Genomic DNA, 24,566 nt, shown 5'->3' with positions numbered 1-24,566 from the left:
TTCAAATCCAGCCCCCGCAACCAAACACACACACTACGACGACCACCATCACATCGACACACAGCCCGCTGACCGGAAAAGGCAGCGGGCTTTTCGTTGTCCAGGGCACTCGCGGCAGGGGCCGGTCTGCTCACGCGCGATGTGTACCGGCGACCAGAGAGGGGAGGGGGCCGACGATTAGGGGGACGTTCTCATCGCCCGACATGCGAATGACGCAAAGTCACCCGCCAATAGAAGTTTCCGCTCGCGCCAGCATAAGGCGCGGATTGCCCTGCCTCAGCCCGCACGCGCAGGCTTTCGCACAGCAAGAAAAATCAGATTTTCTAGGGTGATTGAGCCGGTGGCGCTCCCAAGGGGACTCGAACCCCTGTTTTCGCCGTGAGAGGGCGACGTCCTAGACCGCTAGACGATGGGAGCTTCCGGGCCGACGGGGGTTCGTATAGCGAGGCATCCCCGGCCCCGCAAGCGCTTTCCGGGGCGAAACGACGAGAAACCTGACGGTGTCCTCCACGGTGCATTCCACGGTTCCCGGCGCGGACGAAGCGCGCAGCCTCGTCCGCGACGACGGAGTTCTCCCCGAGCGACTCGACCGCGTCCTCGCCCGGGCCTTCGACGATCTTTCCCGCGCCCGGCTCCAGACGCTGGTGCGCGACGGTCTCGTGCGCTGCGACGGGGCGGTGGTCCGCGATCCCGCCCGCAAGGTCGCCGCCGGCAGCCGGATCGATCTCAGCGTTCCGGCGCCGCTCCCCGCTGAGCCGCTGGGCGAGGCGCTTCCGCTCACCGTCATCCATGAGGACGAGGATCTCATCGTCATCGACAAGCCGGCGGGCCTCGTCGTGCATCCGGCGGCGGGGCACGAGGACGGCACCCTGGTGAACCGGCTGATCGCCCATTGCGGCGCGAGCCTGTCCGGCATCGGCGGCGTGCGCCGGCCGGGCATCGTGCACCGTCTCGACAAGGACACGAGCGGGCTGCTCGTCGTCGCCAAGAACGACCTCGCCCACCAGGGTCTCTCGGCGCAATTCGCCGACCACGGCCGAAGCGGGGCGCTGGAGCGGGCCTATCTCGCCCTGGTCTGGGGCGTGCCGGAGCCGCGGGCGGGCACGATCCGCGCGAATCTCGCCCGCTCGCGCCACAACCGCGAGAAGATCGCCGTGGTCCGCGAGGGCGAGGGGCGGGAGGCGATCACCCACTACCGGGTCGAGGCGCTGCCCGGTGCCGACGGCATCGTCGCGCTGCTGCGCTGCCGCCTGGAAACCGGCCGCACCCATCAGATCCGGGTCCATCTGAGCCACCGCGGTCACCCGCTCCTGGGCGATCCCGTCTATGGCGGCGCCTTCAAGACCAAGGCGGCCCGGCTCGCCGAGCCTGCCCGCGCCGCCCTGCAGGATCTCGGACGGCAAGCCTTGCACGCGGCTGAACTGGGTTTCCTTCACCCGCGCTCCGGCGCGCGCCTGCGCTTCGAGAGCCCTTTGCCGGACGATTTTTCGCGGTTGCTCGCCGCCCTCGCATGAGGTGAACCGTCGACACCCCGCCGCCCCGATCCGATGTGGGGAGCGTGCGCGCTCGAAAAGAGTGCGCATCGCCTTGCCTCTGGGGCCGCGACCGTGGATCACCCGCCTCCCGGGCCGGGAGCGAGCGCGGTCGGTCCTCGGCGCCGCGCTGCAGGGTGAGGACGGCATCGGGCGGAGGCGCTTTTGGGAAGCCGCTATGGACTGGAGATCCGCTCGGCGCTGCCGGCCGACGCGGCGGGACTCGCGGAGCTGTTGAGCGCCGCGGGCCATCCGGTGCCCTCGCATCGCCTGGCCGAGCAACTCGAGGCCCTTCGTTACGGCCACGGTACGGCGCTGCTCGCCCTCGAATGGGGGCCGCCGAGCGGAATCGTGGTGCTGCACTGGTACCCGGTGCTCGACCAGGCCTCGCTGACGGCGCAGATCACGATGCTGCTGGTTGCCCCCGACGGACGCCGCCGCGGCGTGGGCCGCCAGTTGCTGAAGGCCGCCGCACAGGCTGCGCGGATGGCGGGCTGCGGCGCGATCCAGATCCTGGCCGCCGCCGAGGAGCCCGGCCTGCCGGACTTCTGCGCCGCGAACGGGTTCGTGCCGAGTGCCGGCTGCCTCGTGAGGCCCTTGCGCAAGAAGGGGTGAGACAGGCCCGCCGGACGGGTGGCCGACGAGCGCGGGCACGGTCCCGACGCTGGCGCGAGGGGAGCGCGACGAGGCCGAAACCGCGCTGGAAGTCGGCTCCCTCCGAACCGAGACGCCGATCGGGCCGGGGCCATCGATGGTGCAGACACGGCTCCCTCGCTTGCCTGCCGGTCTCATCCTCCATTGCCGAAAGATCATCTCAGGCAGAGACGAAGTCGAACCTTGGCTTGCGGCGACCATTTCGACGTCTCGACCGGCAACGCGAAGGCGAGCGGGCTTCAACCATCTGTTACGTCTTTGCCCGTAGAAGCAGTACGCTTCATCTCCGAAGCGTCTGATCCAGGCTCGTTCTCCATGCGCCCACGTCCGAGCACCGGGCCGCATCTCGATCGGCAGATCCGCCGCGACCAGCTCGACGCGGTGCGGGCCAGCGTGCAGCAGGCGCTGCCCATCAACATGCTGCTCGGTCTGGCGAGCTTCCTGGTGGCCCTGAATTCGGGGTACGGCGCGGTGGGCGGGCTCTGGTTCGCCGCATCCATGGCCGTGAACCTCCTGCGCTTGGGGCTCTGCCGCGCGCCCTGCGCGGGCTTGGCGATGCCTCCGGACGAACTCACGATCTCGGGCGAGGCCGCCGCCCGCTCGATCGACCGGCACCTGCGGCTGGCCTGCCTCGTGGCGCTGCTCTCCGGTTCCGTCTGGGCCTTCCTGCCGGTCCTCAGCGACGGCTACACCACGGCGCAGACGCTGTTCTATCTCACCATCACCTGCGGGATCACGGCCGGAGCGGTGACGCACGGCATCGCCTACGCGCGGATCCCGATCTGCTTCATCACGCCGCCGCTCCTGTCGGCGACCGTCTGCCTGATCGCCGTCGGCGGCTTCGATCGGGACTGCCTCGCCGCCGCCGTGCTGCTGTACCTGGCCGCGCTGATCCGCAGCACGATCGCCACCGAGCGAGGGTTTCGCGAGACGAGCCGCCTGAAGAACGAGGCGACCGCCCTGGCCGAGGCGCGCAAGGCGGCCCACGCGAGCGCGAGCGCCCTGGCGGAGGAGATGCGCCAGCGGGCGACGCATGACGGCCTGACCGGCCTCCTGAACCGCGCGGGCTTCGTCCAGCGGGCGGAGGAGCGGCTGGCCGCCGGGGAAGCCCTCTGCCTGATGCTGCTCGACCTCGACGGCTTCAAGTCGGTCAACGACGTCTACGGCCATACCACCGGCGACCGCGTCCTCGCCGAGGTCGCCCGCCGGCTCCGCACCGCCCTGCCGGCGGGTTGCGACGCGGCCCGCCTCGGCGGGGACGAATTCGCCCTTGCCTACGATACCGCGCGGGTGGTCGAGAGCCCGGCCGCGCTCGCGGATCGCCTCATCCGCACCGTGGCCGAACCGTTCGAGAGCTTCGATACGGGCCGGCTCGGCATGAGCATCGGCATCTGCCCGCACCCGGCGGACAGCCTGACGCATCTCCTGAGCTGCGCCGACGAGGCGCTCTACGCCGCCAAGCATTCCGGCCGCAATCACTTCCGCCTGTTCGACGAGGGCCTGCGCGTGCGCCTCGAGATGCGGCGCGACTGCGAGCGCGACCTCTCGCTGGCCCTGACCGAGGGCGAACTGGAGGTGTGGTTCCAGCCGATCTTCGGCCAGGACGGCCGCAGCGTGACCAATCTGGAGGCGCTGGTGCGCTGGCACCATCCGGTGCATGGCTGGGTGCCGCCGGGCGACCTGATCGCCGCCGCCGCCATGGCCGGGCTGACGGAATCGCTGCTGCGCTTCATCCTGGAGCAGGTGTGCGGGATGGTGTGCGCGCTGCGCGACCGGGGCCGTCACGACCTCTCGGTGGCGATGAACGTCTCGCCGCGGGAGATGGCTCAGGTCGCCGTCGACGAGATCGTGCTCGGGCGCCTCCGGCTGCTCGGCCTGCCGGCGACCGCCCTGGAGATCGAGATCACCGAGGAGACGGCACTCGACATCGAGGCGGTGCAGGGCAAGCTGCTGGCGCTGTCGCGGGCCGGGATCCGGATGGCGCTCGACGACTTCGGAACCGGCTACTCGTCGCTGGCCTCGGTGCGTCAGCTGCGGGCCGACCGGGTCAAGATCGACCGCAGCCTCGTCACGGGACTGACCGAGGCCGAGGACAAGCGCGGCCTGGTCCAGGCGGTGCTCGGCCTCGGCCGGGCCCTCGGCCTCGAAGTCGTGGCCGAGGGGGTCGAGACGGCGGACGACCTCGCCACGCTCCAGGCCATGGGCTGCCCCTTCATGCAGGGCTACCATCTCGCCCGCCCGCAACCGGCGGGCGACGTCCTGCGCTTCCTCGACGCGCGCCCGCCCGCGAGCATCCCCGAGCGGTTTCAGCTTCGCGGCGCGTGACGCGGCCCGGCGACGGCCCGGTTCCAGCGAACCGTTGAGAGGGGGCTAAGAAAGTGCGTTTCGGCACTGCGACCCCAATGCGTCCGTGAGACGTTAAACCCGGACTCCGGTTCGCGCGTTGGGACCCTTGCGTGAACAGCGTTGGTCGCTACCGGGCATCACGGATTTCCATTAAAGATGGGAAGCGGCGTGGCCGGCTCAGAGTGCCTCGCGAAACTCCCGCCCACAGCCTGCTTCAGCGATGGGCATGTCGGCGCAACGGGAGTTTCGTGAGAGATCACTCAAGGGAGCGGCCGTTCGCTTGGAGCCCGCCCGACAGGGGGGCTGTTGAAGGAGGTGCACATGGCCGGCGCTCTGCCCGTGCTCGCCAATGAGGGAGGCCTTTCGCGCTACCTCGATGAGATCCGCAAGTTCCCGATGCTGGAGCCGGCGGAGGAGTTTACCCTCGCCAAGAGCTGGCGCGACGAGGGCGACCGCGAAGCCGCCCACCGCCTCGTGACGTCGCATCTGCGCCTCGTGGCCAAGATCGCCATGGGCTATCGCGGCTACGGCCTGCCGATCAGCGAAGTCGTGTCCGAGGGCAATGTCGGCCTGATGCAGGCCGTCAAGCGCTTCGATCCGGACAAGGGCTTCCGGCTGGCCACCTACGCGATGTGGTGGATCAAGGCGGCGATCCAGGAATACATCCTGCGCTCGTGGTCGCTCGTGAAGATGGGCACCACCGCCAACCAGAAGAAGCTGTTCTTCAACCTGCGCAAGGCCAAGGGCCGCATCTCGGCCCTCGACGAGGGCGACCTGCGCCCCGAGCAGGTCCAGCAGATCGCCACCTCGCTCGGCGTGCCCGAGCAGGACGTGATCGACATGAACCGCCGCCTGTCCGGCGACACCTCGCTCAACGCGCCCCTGCGCGAGGAGGGGGAGGGCGAGTGGCAGGATTGGCTGGTCGACAACAGCCCGAGCCAGGAGACCGTGCTCGCCCGCGAGGAGGAGGGGCGCAACCGCCTCTCGGCCCTGCGCGACGCCCTCGGCGTGCTGAACCCGCGCGAGCGGCGCATCTTCGAGGCGCGGCGGCTGGCCGACGACCCGATCACCCTGGAGGATCTCTCCGGCGAGTTCGGTGTCTCGCGCGAGCGCGTCCGCCAGATCGAGGTGCGCGCCTTCGAGAAGGTCCAGGAGGCGGTCAAGCGCAACCTCGCGACCCGCGAGCTGCCGCGGACCGAGGCCCGGATTTCGTAGGCGGCTCGCCTGATCCGATCCGACAAGAAAAAACCCGGCCCTCGTGGGGCCGGGTTTTTTCGTGAGGGCGCCGCTTCACTCCGTCATCGCGAGGCGAAGCCGAAGCGATCCAGGGCGCGACCCCTCCGGAAAAGGCGCGCCCTGGATTGCCACGGCTTCGCCTCGCAATGACGAAGGGACGATCGAGGTGATCAGCCGGAGACCCTATCACTCCCGCCACTGCGCGAAGGCGGACTGCAGCGCCTGGGTGCCGGCAGCGCCCTTCTCGAAGCTGATGACCGCCCGCTGGCCGCTCGTGTAGGTCAGCGCCAGATCGAACCAGTTCTTGTGCAGCAACAGCTCGGTGTTGCGGTCCAGGTCGCTCTTCAGGGAGGACAGGCCGATCAGGAAGAGGTTTTCGCGGACCCGCACCGGAAGCCCGGAGACCGGTGAGCCGCGGGCGGCCTCCTCGTCCTTGGGCTGGAGCAGGCCGATATTCTGCACCGCGCGCTTCGCGCCGGCCTCGCCCGTGTTGGTGAAGGCGAGTTCGATCGTGTGCGAGGCGGGAAGCGTCGCGTCGAGGTTCTTGCGCATGGTCATCGCCAGCGTCATCCCCGCATCCGGGAACTCCACGTTGGCGCGCAGCACCGTCTGCAACGGCTCGCCCTGCGCGCCGTTCACGGCCTCCACGCGCCAGACCGAGTGGCCGTTGGTGGCGATCGGCTGGGCGCGCGGATCGCTCTGGTTCTCCTCGTAGAGGATCGCCCGCTGCGAGACGGTGACCTCCGGCTGTGCCGGCGCGGTGCCCGGAGCGGCCGGCCTGGGCCGGGCCTCGGCCTCGTTGCGCTCGCCCCCGACCCGGTCCGAGAATTTCGCGTCCGGCTGCTCGGCCGGCACCTCCTGCTCGGCCGCGCTCTGCTGAAGGTCGGACGGCTTATCGCGCAGGAAGAAGGCGGCCACCGCGATCAGCGCGATCACCGTCGCGAGCACGCCGCCGACGAACAGGTTGCGCAGCAGGCGCGAACGGCCCGCGGGCGGCGCCACGACGTCGATACGCGGCCGCTGACGGCCATTGCCCGGCTCGCCGGCCCCGTTCGCTTCGGGAGCGGCTTCGGCGGACGCGGTGTCGACCCCCGCCTCGGCGGCGGGGGATGGCGACGGGATGAAGCCGTCGGCCGTCTCCGGTGCGGGCTCCGGTGTGGGTTTCAGGGCCTCGTCCACCCGCACCCGGCGGGGCGGCGGCATGAACGGCACGGTCTCGCCCGGCGGCCTGGATTCCGCGGGACCGGGGTCCGACACGATCCCGGCCGGGACAGAGGCGGGCGGCAGGACCAGCGGCTCGTCCGGATTCTGCGGCGGCTCGGGTTCCGGCAGCGTCGGCGGCAGGGGGCCGGGCGAGAGCGGCTCGGGCCGCGGCGGTTCGGATGCGGGAGGAGGGGGCGGCTCGGGCGGCGCCGGTTCGGGCGCCTTCGCCGGCACCTCGGCCGCGGCCGGAGGCGTCTCGTACTCGGCCTCCAGCCGCCCGATCGCCGTATCGAGCGCCCGACGTTCGAGGTCGATATCCGCCTCGGGCACCGGCGGATCGAGGGAGCGGAGCTGCGCGATTAGGGCGCTGCGCGCGCGATCGTAGACGGCCCGGCGCAGGGCCGGGGATCGGTCGGGCAGGGCGTCGAGCGCGCGTGCCAGCAGCGGATAATAGTCGGCCATCGTGCCCGGATCTGCCTGTCTCTACCCGCCGTCCGGGCCTCAATCCTCGAAGGGGTTGTGCATCAGGATCGTGTCGTCGCGCTCCGGCGAGGTGGAGAGCAGCGCCACCGGCGCGCCGATCAGCTCCTCGATCCGGCGCACGTACTTGATCGCCTGGGCCGGCAGGTCGGCCCAGGAGCGGGCGCCCGCCGTGGTGCCGCTCCAGCCGGGGATCGTCTCGTAGACCGGAACGGCGCGCTGCTGCGCCGCCTGGCTGGCGGGGAGATGGTCGAAGCGCTGCCCGTCGATGTCGTAGGCGGTGCAGACGCGGATCTCGTCGAAGCCGTCGAGCACGTCGAGCTTGGTCAGGGCGATGCCGTCGATGCCCGAGGTCTGCACGGTCTGGCGCACGAGGCAGGCGTCGAACCAGCCGCAGCGGCGCTTGCGGCCCGTCACGGTCCCGAATTCGTGGCCGCGCTCGCCGATGCGCTGGCCGATCGCGTCGTGCAGCTCGGTCGGGAACGGACCCTCGCCGACGCGGGTGGTGTAGGCTTTCGCGATGCCGAGCACGTAGCCGATCGCCCGCGGCCCGAGCCCCGAGCCGGTCGCCGCCTGGCCCGCCACGGTGTTGGAGGAGGTCACGAACGGGTAGGTGCCGTGATCGACGTCGAGCAGCGCCCCCTGCGCGCCCTCGAACAGGATGCGCTTGCCGCCCCGGCGCGCCTCGTCGAGCAGGTGCCAGACGGTGTCCTGATAGGGCAGCACCCGCTCGGCGATGCCGGTCAGCTCGTCGAGGATCGTCTGCTCGGCGATCTCTTCGAGGCCGAAGCCGCGGCGGAGGGCGTTGTGGTGGGCGAGCAGCCGCTCGATCTTCGGCGGCAGGGTCTCGGGCTCGGCGAGATCCATCAGGCGGATGGCGCGCCGGCCGACCTTGTCCTCGTAGGCGGGGCCGATGCCGCGCTTGGTCGTGCCGATCTTGGTGCCCTGCGCCCCGTCCTCGCGGAGCGCGTCGAGCTCGCGGTGGAGCGAGAGAATCAGGGTCGCGTTGTCGGCCACCCGCAGGTTCTCGCGGGTCACCGTCACGCCCTGGCCGGCGAGCCGGTCGATCTCGGAGGCCAGCGCGTAGGGGTCGAGCACCACGCCGTTGCCGATCACGCCGAGCGTGTTCGGGCGGACCACGCCGGAGGGCAGCAGGGAGAGCTTGTAGACGGCGCTGCCGACCACCAGCGTGTGGCCGGCATTGTGACCGCCCTGGAATCGGACGACGATGTCGGCCTGCTCCGAGAGCCAGTCGACGATCTTGCCCTTGCCCTCGTCGCCCCACTGGGCGCCTACGACGACGACGTTCGCCATGCGCGTCTGACCTGTCTCGCAATCGCTGGCGCGGGCGCCAAGCGGTTGCGCCACGCGCGAAAACCCCGGCCGTCGAGCCGGGGGATCGAGCATACGGGGGCGTCTTCGGCGATCTGGGCAGGCAGGTCAAGCGAAGCGGCCCCGACCCTTGGGGACCGCTCCGCTCGGGCCTCGCGTTACTTGGCGTTGCCCGGCGGCTTGATGATGGGGGTCGAGTTCGGGGTCGGCTCGGGGGCGATCGTCTTGATCTCGGGATCGACGCCCGCGGGCGGCTTGATCACCCCGTCCGACTTCTCGAGCTTCTCGCTGAGCGTGCTGCCGGTCGTGTCGCTCTCCGGCCGGACCTTTTCCGGCACCTGCTCCTGGGGAGGCGGCAGTTTCGGATCGCTGTCCTGCCCGCGCTGCGGCACGGTCGGATCCTGGGCGAAGGCCGCCGTGCCCAGCAGGGCGGTAAGCAGCGCGGCGGCGCGTACCATGTTCTTCGATAAGGTCATCGCGTCCTCGGTGGTCCTTCGGGAACCAACGGACGCGCGCGCCTTCCCGTTCCTGTCAGGTCAGGATCCGGGCACAATCATCCCGCCTGCGTTGAAACCTGTGCGTGTCTCGACGCCATGCTCCCGCCATCAATCCTGTCAGGATGGCAGCCGATGCGATGGAGACATTGTATGCGCCCGATGACAGCGATCGTTCTCTTGTTTTTCGGCGTTACGTCCGCGGCTGCAGGTGATGTGGATGAGCAGTGGCGTGAGCGTGGGTTCTTGTGCTTGGCGGGTTTCGCCTTGACGGCTGAGAGGGATCTCGCGTCCGAATCGTTCTCCGGCAACTCTATGCTGCCATCGTGCCTGACGCGGAACGCTGCCGAGCAAACACCAGTGTTTAGGTTCGAAGGTGGAGCACGCTTCTAGAGAGCGATGCTCCTCGTCGCCCGTCGCCATTGACCGGAGAAGGCGGTTAATCCACCAACCCCTCGGCGAAGGCGAAGTACAATTCCCGCAGACGCTTGGCCACCGGGCCGGGCCGTCCGTCGCCGAGAGCTTTCCCGTCGATCTCCACCACCGGCATCACGAAGGCCGAGGCCGAGGTGTAGAAGGCTTCCGCCGCCTCGGGCAGCTCCCGCGCGTTGATGAGCCGCTCCTCGAAGGCGAGGCCGGTCTCCTCCGCCAGCGCCAGCACCGCCTTGCGGGTGATGCCGGGCAGGACCGCGTGGGAGAGCGGGCGCGTCACCAGCGCACCGCCCTTCGTCACGATGAAGACGGTGGAGGAGGAGCCCTCCGTCACGACGCCGTCCTCGACCATGAAGGCCTCGGCGACGCCGGCTTCCGCCGCCTGCTGCTTGGCGAGAACCTGGGCCAGCAGCGCCACCGACTTGATGTCCCGCCGCTTCCAGCGCAGGTCCGGCACGGTGATCGCCTTCGCGCCGGCCTCGGCCATCGGGTTGTTCACGATGGATTTCTCCTGCGTGAACATCACCACCGTCGGGGCCACGTCCCCCTTCGGATAGGAGAAGTCGCGCTCCGCCACGCCCCGCGTCACCTGGATGTAGACGAGGCCCTCGCGCACGCCGTTCTTTTCGACGAGCTGCGTTTCGAGCCGCTCCCATTCCTCGGCAGTGTGCGGATTGCGGATGCCGATCTCCGACAGCGAGCGGTCGAGCCGGGCGAGATGCCCGGCATTGTCCACGAGGCGGCCGTGCAGCACGGCGGCGACCTCGTAGATCCCGTCGGCGAACAGGAAGCCGCGGTCCATGACCGGCACGCGGGCCTCGTCCAGGGGCAGGAATTCACCGTTGAGATAGGCGGTGCGGCTCATGCTCGTCTCTTCAGGCAGTCGCGTTCGTCGGCGGTCCGGCGCGAAGCAGGTTCCGTGCAGGACGCATCAAGCCTGCCCGAACACCCGCGAAAAAATCGTGTCGACGTGCTTGAGATGGTAGCCGAGATCGAAGCACTCCTCGATCTGCTCCGGCTTGAGCACGGCGGTCACCTCAGGATCGGCCTTGAGAAGCGTCAGGAAATCGCCCTCGCCGCGCCAGACCGGCATCGCGTTGCGCTGGACCAGCCGGTAGGAATCCTCCCGCGAGACGCCGCCCTGCGTCAGCGCGAGCAGCACCCGCTGCGAGTGGACGAGGCCGCCGAGCCGGTCGAGGTTCTTCTGCATGTTGGCCGGGTAGACCAGGAGCTTGTCGATCACGCCGGTGAGGCGGGCGAGCGCGAAATCGAGGGTGACGGTGGCGTCCGGACCGATCATCCGCTCGACCGAGGAATGCGAGATGTCCCGCTCGTGCCAGAGCGCCACGTTCTCCAGCGCCGGGGTCACGTAGCCGCGCACCATGCGGGCGAGGCCCGTGATGTTCTCGGTGAGCACCGGGTTGCGCTTGTGCGGCATGGCGGACGAACCCTTCTGCCCCTCGGAGAAGAACTCTTCCGCCTCCAGCACCTCGGTGCGCTGCAGGTGGCGCACTTCCGTGGCGAGGCGCTCCATCGAGCTCGCGATCACGCCGAGCACGGCGAAGAACATGGCGTGGCGGTCGCGCGGGATCACCTGGGTCGAGACCGGCTCCGGCGCGAGCCCCATCTGCGCGGCGACGTATTCCTCCACCCGCGGGTCGATGTTGGCGAAGGTGCCGACCGCGCCCGAGATCGCGCAGGTCGCGACCTCCTTCCGTGCCGCAATGAGCCGGTCCTTGGCGCGGGCGAACTCGGCATAGGCCTGGGCGAGCTTGAGGCCGAAGGTGACGGGCTCGGCGTGGATGCCGTGCGAGCGGCCGATGGTCGGGGTCAGCTTGTGCTCGAAGGCGCGCCGCTTCAGCGCGGCGAGCAGCGCGTCGAGATCCTTGATCAGGATGTCGGCGGCGCGGGTGAGCTGCACGTTGAGGCAGGTGTCGAGCACGTCGGACGAGGTCATGCCCTGGTGGACGAACCGCGCCTCCGGCCCGACGATCTCGGCGAGATGCGTCAGGAAGGCGATGACGTCGTGCTTCGTCACCGCCTCGATTTCATCGATGCGGGCGACGTCGAAGACCGCGTCGCGGCCCTTCTCCCACACCGTGTCGGCCGCCTCCTTCGGCACGACGCCGATGTTGGCGAGGGCCGTGGTGGCGTGAGCCTCGATCTCGAACCAGATCCGGAACCGGCTCTCCGGCGACCAGATCGCGGTCATCTCGGGACGGGAGTAGCGGGGGATCATTTTTTTCCAAAGCCTCGGACGTGTCGCGCTCTCGCGAAATCGCTCCGCGCGTAGCACGGCGCGGCCCGGCGCCTCAACGCGGTGCTCGGCCGGGATGTGCATGGCTCCCCCGCGACGTCAGGCGGCGGTTGACCAAGCCCGCCCATCGGACAACATCGGCAGCATGACGAGCGAGCCGACGCCCCGCGCCTTCATCCCCCTCTCGATCGCCGTGCTGACGGTGTCCGACACCCGGACGCTCGCCGACGACAAATCCGGCGACACCCTGGTGGCGCGGCTCACGCAGGCCGGGCATCGGCTCGCGGATCGGGACATCGTGCCGGACGAGGCGGTGTCGATCCGGGTGAAGGTCGAGGCCTGGATCCGCGATCCGGCCATAGACGTCATCATCACCACCGGCGGCACCGGCTTCACCGGGCGCGACGTCACGCCCGAGGCGATCGAGCCGCTGTTCGAGAAGCGCATGGACGGCTTCTCGGCGGTGTTCCACCGGATCTCCTACGACAAGATCGGCACCTCGACGCTGCAGTCGCGGGCGACCGCCGGGGTGGCGGGGGCCACCTACATCTTCGTGCTGCCGGGCTCGCCCGGCGCCTGCAAGGACGCCTGGGACGGCATCCTCGCGAGCCAGCTCGACTACCGCCACCGTCCTTGCAACTTCGTCGAGATCATGCCGCGCCTCGACGAGCACCTGCGCCGGGGCGCCTCAGTCGTCCTCTGACGCGCCGCGCGCCCGTCGCGGTTGCTGCATTGCATCGACGAAGGGCGCGCGCCGGCGAGGAACCTCGGCCGCAGCCGTCGGTTGATGTCGCGTTCAAGTACAAGCCAATAAGATTCGGGAGACGCTCATGAAACAGGTGATCGGCCTCGCGGCGGCGATCCTCGTCGGCACCGCTTCCCTGAGCACGGCGGCCGTGGCTCAGAGCGCAAACACCACGCAGATGACGGGCTCGAACGCCACCGGCGTGAAGCCCGAGGGCAGCATGAACAAGATGTCCGGCTCCGGCGGACAGATAAAGTCGAAGAAGATGAAGAAGAAGAGCAGGATGTGATCGGCTGACGATCACGCGTTCCGGGGGCGCCGCAGGGCGCCCTTTTTCGTTGCGGCGTTCCTCGTTGCGGAGTTCCTGGTCTTGGTCTCGGTTTTCCTCCGGACGGTCTTCCTCGCGGCGCTGATGCTGGCCGCGCTGCCTGACAACGGCTCGGCCGCGCCGCGGGTCGATGCCCGGGCGAAGGCCTGGGTCGCCGGCATCGTCAATCGCATCGGCATGGCGGATCGGGCGCCGGCGCCGGGACGCGGCGGACAGGTGACGATCCGGGTGCGGATCGACGCGAAGGGCGGCCTCGACGGCGTCGAGATCGAGGACGGCCCGGCCGCCCTCGGCGAGCGCGCGGTCCGCGCCGCCCAGGCGGCCGCGCCGTTCCCGCCGCCGCCGGCCGGCCTGCTCACGCTCGAAGGTTTCACGGAACTGAGCTTTCCCCTCACGCTGCGGTGAGGCGGCGCAGGGTTGCGCCTGAGCCGGCGCGTGTCATCGAATCGTCGTGGATGGGCCGGAAAGGCAGACATACCGTTCGTGAGGAGAGCCCCGCTCCATGGATTTTCACCGCCGCTTCACCGTGCTGATGTGCACCCCCGCCTTCGATCCGGATGATCTGGAGGGCGCGCGGGTCGAGCAGATCGTCGCGGCGGTCGAGTCGCGCGGCTTCGAGGTGGTGCGGGCGCGGCGCGTCGAGGACGCCTCGATCGCCGTGCAGACCGATTCCGCGGTCGGCTGCCTCGTGGTGGATTGGGGAAAGCGCGGCCTCGAGGGCAAGGCCGCCGCGCTCATCGACATGATGCGCCGGCGCGGCCTGGAGATGCCGATCGTCATCATGGTCCGCCGCAAGCGGCTGGAGGACATCCCGGTCGAGCTGCTCGACTTCATCGACGGCTACATCTTCCTCGCGGAGGAGACGCCGGAATTCATCGCCCGCAACCTCGTCTCCCGGGTGACGCAGTACGCCGACACGCTCAAGACCCCGTTCTTCGGCGCGCTGGTCGATTACGCCGAGGAGGGCAACCAGCTCTGGACCTGCCCCGGCCATAACGGCGGCATCTTCTACAACCGCTCGCCGATCGGCCGCATCTTCGTCGAGCACTTGGGGGAAGCGATCTTTCGCGATGATCTGGACAATTCGGTGCTCGATCTGGGGGATCTCCTCACCCATGAAGGCCCCGCGCTGAAGGCGCAGAAGGAAGCGGCAAAAATCTTCGGGGCCGAAAAGACTTACTTCGTCCTCAACGGCACCTCGGCCTCGAACAAGGTCGTGCTGGGCTCGCTGGTGGCCGAGGACGACCTCGTGCTGTTCGACCGCAACAACCACAAGGCCGCCCATCACGGCGCTCTGCTGCTCGCCGGCGGCATCCCGATTTTTCTGGAAACGGACCGCAACGCCTACGGCCTGATCGGCCCGATCTACCACGAGGCGCTCGATGAGGGGCGCATCCGCGAGCGGATACGCGACAACCCGCTGGTGAAGGACAAGGAGGCGTGGCGCCGGGAGCGCCCGTTCCGCTGCGCGGTGATCGAGCAGTGCACCTATGACGGCACGATCTACGACGCGCAGGAGATCGTCGAGCGGATCGGCCACCTGTGCGACTACATCCTGTTCGACGAGGCCTGGGCGGGCTTCATGAAGTTCCACCCGCTCTACCAGCGCCGCTTCGCCATGGGCCTGACCGGGCTCGACGAGACCTCGCCCGGCATCATCGCCACGCAATCGACCCACAAGCAGCTCGCGAGCTTCTCCCAGGCCTCGCAGATCCACACCCGCGACGGGCATATCCGCGGCCAGACCCGGCGCGTCGAGCACAAGCGGCTCAACGAGAGCTTCCTCGTCCACGCCTCGACCTCGCCGTTCTATCCCCTGTTCGCCTCCCTCGACGTCGGCGCGCAGATGATGAAGGGCCGCTCCGGCGTGGTGCTGTGGGACGACACGATCCGGCTCGGCATCGAGTGGCGGAAGAAGGCCCGGGCCATCCGCAAGGAGTTCGAGGAGCGCGAGGCCGACCCGAAGCGGCGCTGGTTCTTCGACCCCTTCGTGCCCGACGTGGTGACCGGCCCCGACGGCACCGAGACCCCGTGGGAATCGATCCCGACCGACGCGCTCGCCGCGGATGCCCGCTACTGGGAGCTGACGCCGGGCGCCGCGTGGCACGGCTTCACCCACGTCGCGCCGGGCTTCGCCATCACCGACCCGAACAAGCTCACCGTGCTCACCCCCGGCTTCGACCGGAAGACGGGCGCCTATACCGAGCACGGCGTGCCGGCGCCGATCGTCGCGCAGTACCTGCGCGAGAACCGGATCGTGCCGGAGAAGAACGACCTCAACTCGCTGCTCTTCCTGCTGACGCCGGGCGTCGAGTCGTCGAAGGCCGGCACGCTGATCTCCGGCCTCGTCGCCTTCAAGCGCCTGCACGACGACAACGTGCCGCTCGAAGAGGCCATGCCGGAATTCGTCGCCCGCCGGCCCAAGCGCTACCGGGGCGTGGGCCTGCGCGACCTCTGCGCCGACTACCACAGCTTCCACCGCGAATCGGGCACCTCGGCGCTCCAGCGCAAGCAGTTCATGCCCGAGCACCTGCCCGAGATGGTGATGCCGCCCAAGGCCGCCGCGCAGATGCTGACGCGCAACCGGGTCGATTACGTGCCGATCGCGGAAGCCGAGGGGCGCATCGCCACCACCCTGATGCTGGTCTATCCCCCTGGCATCGGCACGGTGCTGCCCGGCGAGCGGCTCGACGAGCGGGCGAAGCCCATGCTCGACTATTTCAAGATGTTCGAGGCGGCCGCTAACCTGTTCCCCGGCTTCGAGGCGGAGATCCAGGGCGTCTACCGCGAGACCGATCCGGACGGGCGCATCCGCTTCCACACCTACGTCGTGCGCGAGGGCGCCTGATGGCAGCGGGCGCGGCGTCGGTCCTGCCCGGCACGGAGGTGGTGATCCGGCCCTCGTCGGACGCCGATGTGCCGGCGATGATCGCGATCTACGAGCGGCACATCCGCAAGGGCGTCGGCGATACCGGCGACTTCGAGGAGGAGCGCCTGCTGCCCGACGAGCTGCGGCGGCGGCGCAAGACCATGCGCAGCAAGCGCCTGCCCCATCTCGTCGCCGAGCGGGGCGGGCAGATCGCCGGCTACGCCTACGCCGTCCCGTTCCGCAAGCGCCCGGCCTACCGCTACGCCCTCAAGCACTCGATCTACGTGCATCCCGACCACCTGCACGCGGGCATCGGGCGGCGCCTCCTGCCGGCCCTGATCGAGGCCTGCGCCGCGGGCGGCTACCGGCAGATGATCGGCTATATCGACGCGAGCAACGAGGCCTCGCTGCGCCTGCACGAAGCCTGCGGGTTCGCCCGCGTCGGCTACCTGCCGGCCATCGGCTACAAGTACGGCCGCTGGAGCGACAGCGTGATCGTGCAATGCCCGCTCGGCACCGGGGCGGAGGACCAGCCGAACGCGTGGAACCGGCCGGAGCGGGAGAGGACGCCCCCGTTTCCGTCCTCGTGATGATTGCGGGGGCGCTCCGCCCTCGCCGCGCCGGCTTTTTTGCGCGAAGGCGGCGAGCATCTTGCCGGCCGATGCACTAGATCGGTTGCAGGACGTCCCTCCCTCCCAGGGCCGCCCGCGCTTTTTTACGCGGGGCGGCGCATCGTTGCTCCGAGCTGTTCCATGACCCTACTCGCACCCTCGATCCTCGCCGCCGACTTCTCCAGGCTCGGCGAGGAGACGCGGGCGATCGCGCAGGCCGGCGCCGACTGGATCCATCTCGACGTGATGGACGGGCATTTCGTGCCCAACATCAGCTTCGGCCCGGCGGTGGTGAAGGCGCTGCGGCCCTGCACCGACAAGGTCTTCGACGTCCACCTGATGATCGCCCCGGCCGACCCGTACCTCGCCGCCTTCGCCGAGGCCGGCGCCGACGCGATCACCGTGCATGTCGAGGCGGGCCCCCACATCCACCGCTCGCTCCAGACGATCCGATCCTTGGGCAAGCGCGCGGGCGTGGCGCTCAACCCCGGCACGCCGGCCTCCGCCATCGAGCCGCTGCTCGACATGGTCGATCTCGTGCTGGTGATGACGGTCAATCCCGGCTTCGGCGGCCAGAGCTTCATCGGTTCGGCGCTGGAGACCGTCTCGCGCGTCAAGGCGATGACGGCGGGACGGTCCATCGACATCTCGGTCGACGGCGGCATCACCGCGGAGACCGCGGGGCCGGCGGCGAGCGCGGGCGCCACCATCCTCGTCGCCGGCTCGGCGGCCTTCAAGGGCGGGCCGGATCGCTACGAGGCAAACATCGCGGCGATCCGCGAGGCGGCCCGCGCGGCCACCGGGCGGGACGGCGTTCGATGCTGAGGGCGCTGATCTTCGACGTCGACGGGACGCTCGCCGAGACCGAGGACCTTCACCGCCAGGGCTTCAACCGCGCCTTCCGGGCGCTCGGCCTGCCCTGGGACTGGTCGCCGGACCTCTACGCCGAACTCCTCAAGGTGATGGGCGGCAAGGAGCGGCTCGTCCACTACATCGAGCAGTTCCATCCGGGCGAGGCGGACGGGCTGAAACGCCGGATGCCGGAGATCCACGACCTCAAGACCCGCTATTACGGCGAGCTGGCGGAGAGCGGCGGCCTCGCCCTGCGTCCCGGCGTGCGGCGCCTCGTCGAGCAGGCGCGGGACGCGGGCGTCCGGCTGGCGGTCGCCACCACCACCAGCCGGCCGAACATCGACCTGCTTCTCAGGCTCAACTTCCCGAACCAGGCGCAGCCCTTCGACGTGATCGCCGCCGGCGACGAGGCGGCGCAGAAGAAGCCCGCGCCCGACATCTTCGCGCTCGCCGTCCACCGCCTCGGCATCGACCCGTCCGAGGGAATCGCCTTCGAGGATTCGGCGGCCGGCATCCGCTCGGCGCTGGCCGCCGGCCTGCCGGTGCTCGCCACGCGCAGCCGCTACACGCAGAGTCATCGCCTCGACGGCGCCTTCTCCGCCGTCTCCGACCTCGGCGAGCCCGACGCGCCGCACGCCCATCTCCAGGGCCATGTCTGGCCCGACGGAATCGTCACCCTCGAGGCGCTCCGCGCCTGGCATGCGGGGCATCTGCGCGGGGCGGCCTGAAAAGCCGTCATCGCAGCCTCGTCACCGCTCACCCGCTTCCCAATCCACCGCGGCGCGGTCTATCAGGACGGCCGCCTTCCGCTCCGGGTCGCGGGTCCCGGAACGGCGCCGTGCGGCCGCTCTCGCGCGCCGCGCGGGAGGCCGCGATCCTGCCGCTTCGACGTCACACCGCCGGACCGTGGAGCCTGATGCGCGAGCCGAACGCGATCGATTTCTGGCGCGGCTTCGCGCTGGTGACGATTTTCATCAACCACATCCCCGGCAATTTCTTCGAGCGCTACACCTTCTCGCAGTACGGCATCTCGGACGCCGCCGAGCTGTTCGTGTTCCTGGCCGGCTGGTCGATCGGGCTCGCCACCCGCGGGCGCGACGGCCTGCCGGAGCCGCGACTCATCACCGTGCTGCGGCTCCTGTCGCGCACCGTCGAGGTGTACCGCGCGCAGATCACGATCATGGCGCTGGCGCTCGCGATGATCGCGGGCTGCGCGCTCTACCTCGACAACCCGCTCATCCTCGAATGGCACAATGCCGGCGGCTTCTTCGCCGACCCGATCCAGACCATGGTCGGGGTCGTGCTGCTCACCCACCAGCTCGGCTTCTTCAACATCCTGCCGCTCTACGTGGTGCTGATCGCCATCGCGCCGGCGGTGGTGCTGATCGGCCGGGCGAGCCGGGTCCTTCTGCTGGCGCTCTCGCTCTCGCTCTACGGGGCGAGCCTCGTCTTCGAGTGGAACTTCCCGTCCTGGCCGGGCGAGGGGGACTGGTTCTTCGACCCGCTCTGCTGGCAGCTCCTGCTGGTGCTGGGCTTCCTGTCGAACGAGGTGACACGCGACTCCGAGCGGTTGCGGCGCCTGTGGCGGCGCCTCACGCCGCTCGGCATCGTCATCGTCATCGTGGGCGTCGTGCTCGCGGTTCTGGAATTGCGGCCCGACCCGATGCTGGCGCCCGAGCCGCGCCTCGTCTTCACCTTCGACAAGACCTATCTCTCGCCCGCCCGGCTGATCCATTTCTGCGGCATGGTGCTCGCGTTCCAGGGTGTCTACGCTCTCATCGCCCCGCATGTCGGTCCGCTCGCCCGCTTTCTGTCGGGTTTGGGGCGCAACTCGCTCGCGGTATTCTCGATGGGATCGCTGTTGAGCCTCGGCGGACAGTTCGTGCGCTTCCAAACCGGCGGCGGTATCTTCGTTGACATTTCGGTCGTAGGCTCCGGCCTGATCGCACTGGGTTTTACCGCATGGTTCGTCGAATGGCGTTCCCGCAGACCGCGGCCGACACGCAAGGCCCCCGACGCCGCCTCGCCCGCGGACTCGCCGTCCTCCTCCCCCTCGGCCTGAGCCTCGCCTCACCCGCGCTCGGCGAGACATCGGCGCCCGCGCCGGTCCCGGCCGCCTCCTCGCCCGCACCATCGCCCGCGGCGGCGGAGGCGCTCGACCAGAGCCTGTCGCCCGAGTGCCGGGTTCCCGGCTCCAAGCTCTACACCCTGGCCCGGCTCAAGGCGGTCAAGGCCGCGCTTAAGGAGAAGCGGCCGATCCACGTGCTCGCGATCGGCTCCTCCTCGGCCGGGCTCGGCGCCTCGGCGAGCTACCCGGTCAAGCTGGAGAACGCCCTGGAGCAGGCCCTGCCCGACGTGCAGGTCGAGGTCGAGGCGCGGGGGCTGCCCGGCGAGGTGGCGAGCGGGGCGGGCGAGCGGCTCCGCTCCATGGTCGCCGAGATGGAGCCGGATCTCGTCGTCTGGCAGGTCGGCACCAACGACGCGCTCGCCCGCGTCGACATCGAGGCCTTCGGCGAGGCCCTCGACGAGTCGGTGCAGTGGGTGAAATCCCACGGCATCGACATCGTGCTCATCGATCCGGTCTTCACCGAGAGCCTCGCCGACGACGCCTACTACACGCAGATGGTGCGCACCGTGCAGGAGGTCGCCCGCCGCGAGGCGGTGCCGCTGGTCCACCGCTACGCGGCGATGCGCTTCCTCTCGACCCAGCGCACCACCGAGGCGCACATGCTGGGCCGCCATTTCCGGCTCAACGATCTGGGCCTGCGCTGCATGGCCGAGCACGCCACGCGAGCGATCACCCTGTCGCTGCTCCAGCCGGAGGCGGCCAAGGTGGATACCAAGACGGAGGCCGGCCCTCCTGCGAAGTCGGATCCGCCCGACGCGGCCAGGGGCACGTCCGAAGGCGCTCCGACGGCCGCCGGCAAGTGATACGATCCCGGTGCCGCGACCGGACTTCGACGCGCCCTGACCGGTGTCTCGGCCCGCGATGAAGACTACGGTTTCGAGCGCTGCCCTGACGATCTCCTCGTAAGATCGGGGGCGACGCTTCCGAGCGCGCGCCGCACGGCCTTCGGCTCGCGTGCCATCACGCGCATCAGCGCCCTTGCCGAGGGGTCGGGACTCGTGCGCCCCTGTTCCCAGTTGCGCAGCGTCGCCAGCGGAATGCCGACCCACGCCGCGAACGCCGCCTGAGTCAGGCCGAACTGTTCGCGCACCGCGCGCGGTGGATAGACGACTTGGCCGGGATCGATCGAGGCGTCGGGGTCGTACCCGTCCTCTCGCATGTAGGCGTGGATCTCGGCCTCGGACGTCGTTGCGAGCTTCTCGTGATCGACGGTGGATGCGCGCGCGAGCGCCTCCTCTAACGTGATGCGTGCCATGCTGCGCGCTCCTTCTCGTTGGCGGGCCATGCCGTGATGATCCGGCGCACCGCGCCGCGGTCGGTGTAGACCACCGTGTAGAAGACGCCGCGCGCCTGCCCGGTGGCGATGATGCGGACCTCGCCGTAGTCCTGACGCGTATCGCGCCGCTCCAGCACCTTGCCGGCGAAGATCGCCACGGCGTCGGCGAACCCGAATCCCCGCTGGGCGCGAACCTTGGCGTCCTTGGCGGGGTCGAAGTCGAACTCCATGCGGGACCGTACGCTGTCAGCGTATCTCGCGCAAGAAGGGAATGCGCTCTCAGCGTAGTCGACGAACCTTCGGTCGCGGCTTCGCGAGCGTGTTGCGCCGATGCTTCCGCGCGGCGATGTGTGACGCGCGGGACGATCGATTGTGGACAGTGGCCGGGCCGGGCGTGGCACGAGGCAGTTTGCCGGGACCGCTTTACCGCTTCGAAATGCCGAGCCGATAGGCAGGTGCCGAGCCTGCCGGCATTCCGGCGCACGGCACCTTCCGGATGGTGCAGCATGACGGCGACCAAGGTGATCGCGGGCGGTCTCGCATCCTCCTCCCCTGTCTCCACAGCCCTGGCCCGACTTCGGTCGCTGCGCGCCGCCGCGGCGGTCTCGGCGCTGGCCGTCTTCGCGGTTCGCATCGGCGCGGCCGGGTTCGCCTACGGGGCGCAGGTCCTGATGGCGCGCATGATGGGTGGCGCGGAGTACGGGATCTTCGCCACCGTCTGGGTCTGGATCGCCATCCTCGGCCATACCGCCACCTTCGGCCTGTCCCAGGGTGCCTGCCGCTTCCTGCCCGCCGACCAGGCCACGGGCCGGCTCGACAGCGTGCGCGGCTTCCTGCTCGGCGGGGCGCTGGCGAGCCTCGGCGGCGGGCTCGCCCTCTCGCTCGGCGGCCTCGCCGTGGCCTTCCTGCAGGGCGGCCTGCTCGCCGGACCCTACGGCACGCCCATCCTCGTCGCGGCGCTGGTCGTGCCGCTCTTCGCCTTCCAGGATTATCTCGAGGGCGTGGCCCGCAGCCAGGGCTGGCCGCTCCTCGCCATCGCGCCGCCCTACCTGCTGCGACAGGCCCTGATCATGGCCGCGATGGTCGGCGCGGTGCTCTCGGGGGCGCCGGCCGAGGCCTGGGCCGCCATCGCCTGCACGCTGGCCGCGACCGGCCTCGCCGCGACCGCACAGGCCGTCCTCCTGCTGGCGCGCCTGCGCCGCCACCTCCCGCGCGGCCCGCGCCTCTACCGCTGGCGCCTCTGGCTGACCGCCTGCCTGCCGATCGCCGCGGGCGACCTCGCCGCGAGCGCCTTCGGCTTCGTCGATGTCGTGATCCTCGGCTTCCTCGCGCCGCCGGAGGCCGTCGGCCTCTACTTCGCCGCCACCCGCATCCAGCAATTCGTCGCCTTCGTGCACTACGCGGCCTCGGCCACGACCGCCCAGCGCCTCGCCGCCGCCCGTGCGCACGGCGACGAGGCGGGGCTCGCGCAGCTCGTGCGGATCCAGGCGCGCTGGACCTTCCTCGCCACGGCGGGGGTCGGGCTCGGCATCCTCGCGGTGTCGCCGCTGCTGCTCGGCCTGTTCGGCGAGGGATTCCGCGCCAGCCTGCCGGTCCTGGCGATCCTCGTCGCCGGCAGCGTCGCGGCGAGCCTGTTCGGCCCAGCCGAGGACGTGCTGACCATGCTCGGCGGCGAGCGGCTCTGCGCCGGCATCACCCTGGCGATGCTGGCGCTCGCCGCCTTGCTCTGCCTCGTCCTGATCCCCGGGCTCGGCGTCGCCGGGGCGGCGGTCGCGGTGGCGCTGGCCCAGACACTGCGCGGGCTGGCCCTGGCGCTCGGCGCCCGGACCCTCCACGGCCTCTCGACGCCGGTCGTCGAATTCCCTCGGCGGAGTGCCGCTCGATGATGCGCGCCCCTCTCTCCGGCTCTTCCGGAGCGGCCGTGGAGCCCGTCGCGGCCATCGCCGCGGAGGCCTGGGACGCCGTGGCCGTCCGGGCCGTCGCACCGCATCCGTTCTACGCGCGCGCGGTCGTCGCGGCGCACCGCGACCACGGCCTGTGCCATCCCCGCCTCGCGGCGGTGGTCGTCCGCGAGGCGGGCGCGGTCACGGCCCTGCTGCCGTTCACCCTGCGCCCCGACATCATCGGCCTCGGCGCGACGGTCGCGCAGCCGTTCCATTCGCCCTACGTGACGGCGACGGCGCCCCTCGTCGCGGACGGTCCCGGCCTCGAAGGGCGGCTCGATGCCCTGGTCGAGGGCCTCGCGCTCGCCTCCGGCGGGCGTCCCTGGCGCTGGCCGCTGCTCGCGACCGAGGCCCGCCTCGGCGCCGGCCTCCTCGCCGCCATGGCGCGGGCGGGCTGGCAGGTCGGCACCGTCGCGCGGTTCGAGCGTCCGGTGCTCGACCGGCGGGCCGATTACGACGCCTTCCTCGCCGGCCACCCGCATAAGAGCCGCCTCAAGGATCTGCGCCGTCGCCGCCGGCGGCTGGAGGAGGCGGGCCACCTCACCGTCGAGAGCGCGACGGAAGGGGCGGCGCTGGAGCGGGCGCTGGAGGATTTCCTCGCCGTCGAGGCCGCGGGCTGGAAGGGCGAGGCCGGCACCGCTCTGCGGAGCCGACCGCAGACGGAGGCGTTCGCCCGCGCCCTGTTCCGGCAGGGGAACGGTCCGGTGACCGTTCGGGCCGACTGGCTGCGCCTCGACGGCCGGACGGTCGCGGCGAGCCTCGCCCTGGTCTGCGGCGGGACCGCCTATCTCCTCAAGACCGCCTACGACGAGAGCCTGCGCGCCCAGGCCCCCGGCCTCGTGCTGGAGGACGCCATCGTCCGCGCCGTCCATGCGGACGGCTTCGCCGACCGGCTCGATTCGGCGACGATGCCGGGCTCGGCGCTGGAGAGTTTTTACCCCGAGCGCGAGACGATTGCCGAGATCATCGCCCTGCCGCCGGGCGCCGGCCTGATTTCCCTGGAGCGGCGCCTGCGTCTCGCCCGGTTCGAGCACCGCGCCCGAGCCGAGGCCAAGCGGCTGCTGCGGCGGGGCTGACGCGCGCCCTCAGCGCGTCGAGTTCTCGCCGTTGTTGCGCTGGACGCACCGATAGCCGGCGAAGCAGTACGGATCGTCGAGGGTCGGCTCGAAGGCGGGGCGGGCGGTCACCTCGTTCCGGCACTCGCCGCTCTCGTAATAGACCTTCTCGTAGGCGTTCGGGCTCGTTGCGAGCACGATCCGGCGCTGCCGCGCCACCAGGGCCTGCACCGCCGCGCAGGTCATCGACGGGGTGTAGGGCCGTTCCTGGGCCAGGGCCGCGGTGACGGGCAGGCCGAGAACGGCGGCGCCGAGACACAGAGCGTGAGGGAGGAGAGAGAGCGAGCGCCGCATCGTCGTGAACCTGTCCGCGTCGGAGGGGGGAGCCTGCGGGAGAGCCCGTGTTCTGCCCGTTGAACCGGGATTGCGCTAGGTGGGTTCTCAGCTCCCGTCGGCGATAGGCCTCGCGGCTGTCCGGCGCCAGGGAACCGGACGGATCACGCGGCTCTTCACCGGGAAAGACCCGGAGACATCCCGTGAGCCCGACCGACGCGACCCGACCCGACGACCCCGTCGAGACACCGAGTGCCCGGACCTTCGAGCAGCGCCCGGTCGCCGCGCCGGTTCCGGGACACCGTTCCCCGGCGCCGACCGAGCCGGGCGACATGGGCTCCGAGCGGGACGGGGAGATCCCCTCGCGCGACGGAGCCGGTTCGGAGAGCGGCCGATCTCCGGACGGCCAAGGCTACCGCGGCGGCTGAGCGCTCCGAGCGCTGAAGCGGGAGGCGAGCCC

The 24,566-nt window shown here is 70.3% G+C and carries 24 protein-coding genes and 1 tRNA gene; 16 read left to right on the top strand and 9 right to left on the bottom strand.

The features are described from left to right. Positions 1 to 341: 341 nt before the first annotated feature. Positions 342 to 417: transfer RNA gene (locus ABS772_RS03285), tRNA-Glu, on the bottom strand. Between the two features lie 83 nt (positions 418 to 500). Between ABS772_RS03285 and ABS772_RS03280 the strand changes: the two genes are divergently transcribed. From ABS772_RS03280 to rpoH, 4 genes are all read left to right on the top strand, one after another. Beyond that, complete coding sequence (locus ABS772_RS03280) at positions 501 to 1,514, top strand: RluA family pseudouridine synthase (protein ID WP_350392137.1); 1,014 nt, start codon at positions 501 to 503, stop codon at positions 1,512 to 1,514. Between the two features lie 183 nt (positions 1,515 to 1,697). Beyond that, a complete protein-coding gene (locus ABS772_RS03275) occupies positions 1,698 to 2,147 on the top strand; it encodes a GNAT family N-acetyltransferase (protein WP_238256897.1) in 450 nt (149 codons plus the stop codon). Positions 2,148 to 2,501: 354 nt separating this feature from the next. Next, entirely contained in the window at positions 2,502 to 4,511 is a 2,010-nt protein-coding gene (locus ABS772_RS03270; RefSeq protein WP_350392136.1) for a putative bifunctional diguanylate cyclase/phosphodiesterase, read from the top strand. Positions 4,512 to 4,853: 342 nt separating this feature from the next. Beyond that, on the top strand, positions 4,854 to 5,747 hold the full coding sequence (gene rpoH, locus ABS772_RS03265) for an RNA polymerase sigma factor RpoH (RefSeq protein ID WP_096487728.1): 894 nt from the start codon (positions 4,854 to 4,856) through the stop codon (positions 5,745 to 5,747). A 207-nt stretch (positions 5,748 to 5,954) separates the two neighbouring features. Here rpoH and ABS772_RS03260 read toward each other — a convergent pair whose 3' ends face one another. The 5 genes from ABS772_RS03260 to purB form a co-directional block, all read right to left on the bottom strand. Then, entirely contained in the window at positions 5,955 to 7,433 is a 1,479-nt protein-coding gene (locus ABS772_RS03260) for a histidine kinase (protein WP_350392134.1), read from the bottom strand. Positions 7,434 to 7,472: 39 nt separating this feature from the next. Continuing rightward, positions 7,473 to 8,765, bottom strand: coding sequence for an adenylosuccinate synthase (locus tag ABS772_RS03255; RefSeq protein ID WP_238254516.1), 1,293 nt, complete (start codon positions 8,763 to 8,765; stop codon positions 7,473 to 7,475). 176 nt (positions 8,766 to 8,941) lie between these two features. Continuing rightward, positions 8,942 to 9,259, bottom strand: a complete 318-nt coding sequence (locus ABS772_RS03250) for a hypothetical protein (RefSeq protein ID WP_350392132.1) — start codon at positions 9,257 to 9,259, stop codon at positions 8,942 to 8,944. Positions 9,260 to 9,716: 457 nt separating this feature from the next. Beyond that, entirely contained in the window at positions 9,717 to 10,574 is an 858-nt protein-coding gene (locus ABS772_RS03245; protein WP_350392130.1) for a D-amino-acid transaminase, read from the bottom strand. 66 nt (positions 10,575 to 10,640) lie between these two features. Beyond that, the gene (purB, locus tag ABS772_RS03240; RefSeq protein ID WP_350392128.1) at positions 10,641 to 11,948 is read right to left on the bottom strand and encodes an adenylosuccinate lyase; all 1,308 of its coding nucleotides are present in this window, start codon (positions 11,946 to 11,948) and stop codon (positions 10,641 to 10,643) included. 163 nt (positions 11,949 to 12,111) lie between these two features. On the opposite strand from purB, the gene moaB reads away from it, so the two are divergent. From moaB to ABS772_RS03195, 9 genes are all read left to right on the top strand, one after another. After that, entirely contained in the window at positions 12,112 to 12,669 is a 558-nt protein-coding gene (gene moaB, locus ABS772_RS03235) for a molybdenum cofactor biosynthesis protein B (protein WP_350392126.1), read from the top strand. 127 nt (positions 12,670 to 12,796) lie between these two features. After that, positions 12,797 to 13,000, top strand: a complete 204-nt coding sequence (locus ABS772_RS03230; protein WP_350392123.1) for a hypothetical protein — start codon at positions 12,797 to 12,799, stop codon at positions 12,998 to 13,000. Between the two features lie 81 nt (positions 13,001 to 13,081). Further along, positions 13,082 to 13,444, top strand: coding sequence for a TonB family protein (locus ABS772_RS03225; RefSeq protein WP_350392121.1), 363 nt, complete (start codon positions 13,082 to 13,084; stop codon positions 13,442 to 13,444). Between the two features lie 97 nt (positions 13,445 to 13,541). Further along, on the top strand, positions 13,542 to 15,887 hold the full coding sequence (locus tag ABS772_RS03220; RefSeq protein WP_238254523.1) for an Orn/Lys/Arg family decarboxylase: 2,346 nt from the start codon (positions 13,542 to 13,544) through the stop codon (positions 15,885 to 15,887). Then, positions 15,887 to 16,498 (top strand): GNAT family N-acetyltransferase, encoded by a 612-nt coding sequence (locus ABS772_RS03215; protein WP_350392119.1) that lies wholly within the window; start codon positions 15,887 to 15,889, stop codon positions 16,496 to 16,498. Before ABS772_RS03220 ends, ABS772_RS03215 begins: the two co-directional genes overlap by 1 nt. A gap of 162 nt (positions 16,499 to 16,660) precedes the next feature. After that, positions 16,661 to 17,344 carry a ribulose-phosphate 3-epimerase gene (rpe, locus tag ABS772_RS03210; RefSeq protein WP_350392118.1) on the top strand — a complete coding sequence of 228 codons (684 nt, stop codon included), beginning with the start codon at positions 16,661 to 16,663 and terminating at the stop codon, positions 17,342 to 17,344. Continuing rightward, entirely contained in the window at positions 17,338 to 18,099 is a 762-nt protein-coding gene (locus ABS772_RS03205; RefSeq protein WP_238254526.1) for an HAD-IA family hydrolase, read from the top strand. Before rpe ends, ABS772_RS03205 begins: the two co-directional genes overlap by 7 nt. 188 nt (positions 18,100 to 18,287) lie before the next feature. Then, a complete protein-coding gene (locus ABS772_RS03200; RefSeq protein ID WP_350392152.1) occupies positions 18,288 to 19,433 on the top strand; it encodes an OpgC family protein in 1,146 nt (381 codons plus the stop codon). Then, positions 19,346 to 20,302 carry an SGNH/GDSL hydrolase family protein gene (locus tag ABS772_RS03195; protein WP_350392117.1) on the top strand — a complete coding sequence of 319 codons (957 nt, stop codon included), beginning with the start codon at positions 19,346 to 19,348 and terminating at the stop codon, positions 20,300 to 20,302. The genes ABS772_RS03200 and ABS772_RS03195 overlap by 88 nt, the downstream gene beginning before the upstream one ends. Before the next feature lie 65 nt (positions 20,303 to 20,367). Here the strand turns inward: ABS772_RS03195 and ABS772_RS03190 are convergent, their stop codons facing one another. Beyond that, positions 20,368 to 20,754 (bottom strand): helix-turn-helix domain-containing protein, encoded by a 387-nt coding sequence (locus ABS772_RS03190; RefSeq protein ID WP_238254528.1) that lies wholly within the window; start codon positions 20,752 to 20,754, stop codon positions 20,368 to 20,370. Next, a complete protein-coding gene (locus ABS772_RS03185) occupies positions 20,736 to 21,005 on the bottom strand; it encodes a BrnT family toxin (protein ID WP_350392115.1) in 270 nt (89 codons plus the stop codon). Before ABS772_RS03185 ends, ABS772_RS03190 begins: the two co-directional genes overlap by 19 nt. A gap of 276 nt (positions 21,006 to 21,281) precedes the next feature. Between ABS772_RS03185 and ABS772_RS03180 the strand changes: the two genes are divergently transcribed. Together ABS772_RS03180 and ABS772_RS03175 are read left to right on the top strand one after the other, a co-directional pair. Beyond that, positions 21,282 to 22,661: a lipopolysaccharide biosynthesis protein gene (locus ABS772_RS03180; RefSeq protein WP_350392113.1), complete on the top strand. Its 1,380-nt coding sequence runs from the start codon at positions 21,282 to 21,284 to the stop codon at positions 22,659 to 22,661. Continuing rightward, positions 22,661 to 23,794, top strand: a complete 1,134-nt coding sequence (locus ABS772_RS03175; RefSeq protein ID WP_350392149.1) for a GNAT family N-acetyltransferase — start codon at positions 22,661 to 22,663, stop codon at positions 23,792 to 23,794. The genes ABS772_RS03180 and ABS772_RS03175 overlap by 1 nt, the downstream gene beginning before the upstream one ends. A 9-nt stretch (positions 23,795 to 23,803) precedes the next feature. On the opposite strand, the gene ABS772_RS03170 is transcribed toward ABS772_RS03175, so the two are convergent. Further along, positions 23,804 to 24,127 carry a hypothetical protein gene (locus tag ABS772_RS03170; RefSeq protein ID WP_350392111.1) on the bottom strand — a complete coding sequence of 108 codons (324 nt, stop codon included), beginning with the start codon at positions 24,125 to 24,127 and terminating at the stop codon, positions 23,804 to 23,806. Positions 24,128 to 24,309: 182 nt separating this feature from the next. On the opposite strand from ABS772_RS03170, the gene ABS772_RS03165 reads away from it, so the two are divergent. Beyond that, on the top strand, positions 24,310 to 24,534 hold the full coding sequence (locus ABS772_RS03165) for a hypothetical protein (RefSeq protein ID WP_350392109.1): 225 nt from the start codon (positions 24,310 to 24,312) through the stop codon (positions 24,532 to 24,534). The last annotated feature ends 32 nt before the right edge of the window (positions 24,535 to 24,566 follow it).

Origin of the sequence: Methylorubrum podarium, assembly GCF_040270385.1 — a bacterium.
Taxonomy (GTDB): domain Bacteria; phylum Pseudomonadota; class Alphaproteobacteria; order Rhizobiales; family Beijerinckiaceae; genus Methylobacterium; species Methylobacterium podarium.
The sequence above is the reverse complement of the archived record's forward strand: the minus strand, read 5'-3'. Positions and strand labels throughout refer to the sequence as shown.

Excerpts from the sequence above, each read along its gene's own strand:
- rpe (WP_350392118.1), top strand. The coding sequence starts at position 16,661 with ATGACCCTACTCGCACCCTCGATCCTCGCCGCCGACTTCTCCAGGCTC.
- ABS772_RS03250 (WP_350392132.1), bottom strand. The coding sequence starts at position 9,259 with ATGACCTTATCGAAGAACATGGTACGCGCCGCCGCGCTGCTTACCGCC.
- ABS772_RS03190 (WP_238254528.1), bottom strand. The coding sequence starts at position 20,754 with ATGGCACGCATCACGTTAGAGGAGGCGCTCGCGCGCGCATCCACCGTC.
- ABS772_RS03220 (WP_238254523.1), top strand. The coding sequence starts at position 13,542 with ATGGATTTTCACCGCCGCTTCACCGTGCTGATGTGCACCCCCGCCTTC.
- ABS772_RS03170 (WP_350392111.1), bottom strand. The coding sequence starts at position 24,127 with ATGCGGCGCTCGCTCTCTCTCCTCCCTCACGCTCTGTGTCTCGGCGCC.
- ABS772_RS03245 (WP_350392130.1), bottom strand. The coding sequence starts at position 10,574 with ATGAGCCGCACCGCCTATCTCAACGGTGAATTCCTGCCCCTGGACGAG.
- ABS772_RS03230 (WP_350392123.1), top strand. The coding sequence starts at position 12,797 with ATGAAACAGGTGATCGGCCTCGCGGCGGCGATCCTCGTCGGCACCGCT.
- ABS772_RS03200 (WP_350392152.1), top strand. The coding sequence starts at position 18,288 with ATGCGCGAGCCGAACGCGATCGATTTCTGGCGCGGCTTCGCGCTGGTG.
- ABS772_RS03255 (WP_238254516.1), bottom strand. The coding sequence starts at position 8,765 with ATGGCGAACGTCGTCGTCGTAGGCGCCCAGTGGGGCGACGAGGGCAAG.
- ABS772_RS03270 (WP_350392136.1), top strand. The coding sequence starts at position 2,502 with ATGCGCCCACGTCCGAGCACCGGGCCGCATCTCGATCGGCAGATCCGC.
- ABS772_RS03185 (WP_350392115.1), bottom strand. The coding sequence starts at position 21,005 with ATGGAGTTCGACTTCGACCCCGCCAAGGACGCCAAGGTTCGCGCCCAG.
- rpoH (WP_096487728.1), top strand. The coding sequence starts at position 4,854 with ATGGCCGGCGCTCTGCCCGTGCTCGCCAATGAGGGAGGCCTTTCGCGC.
- purB (WP_350392128.1), bottom strand. The coding sequence starts at position 11,948 with ATGATCCCCCGCTACTCCCGTCCCGAGATGACCGCGATCTGGTCGCCG.
- ABS772_RS03260 (WP_350392134.1), bottom strand. The coding sequence starts at position 7,433 with ATGGCCGACTATTATCCGCTGCTGGCACGCGCGCTCGACGCCCTGCCC.
- ABS772_RS03180 (WP_350392113.1), top strand. The coding sequence starts at position 21,282 with ATGACGGCGACCAAGGTGATCGCGGGCGGTCTCGCATCCTCCTCCCCT.
- moaB (WP_350392126.1), top strand. The coding sequence starts at position 12,112 with ATGACGAGCGAGCCGACGCCCCGCGCCTTCATCCCCCTCTCGATCGCC.
- ABS772_RS03215 (WP_350392119.1), top strand. The coding sequence starts at position 15,887 with ATGGCAGCGGGCGCGGCGTCGGTCCTGCCCGGCACGGAGGTGGTGATC.
- ABS772_RS03195 (WP_350392117.1), top strand. The coding sequence starts at position 19,346 with ATGGCGTTCCCGCAGACCGCGGCCGACACGCAAGGCCCCCGACGCCGC.
- ABS772_RS03205 (WP_238254526.1), top strand. The coding sequence starts at position 17,338 with ATGCTGAGGGCGCTGATCTTCGACGTCGACGGGACGCTCGCCGAGACC.
- ABS772_RS03175 (WP_350392149.1), top strand. The coding sequence starts at position 22,661 with ATGCGCGCCCCTCTCTCCGGCTCTTCCGGAGCGGCCGTGGAGCCCGTC.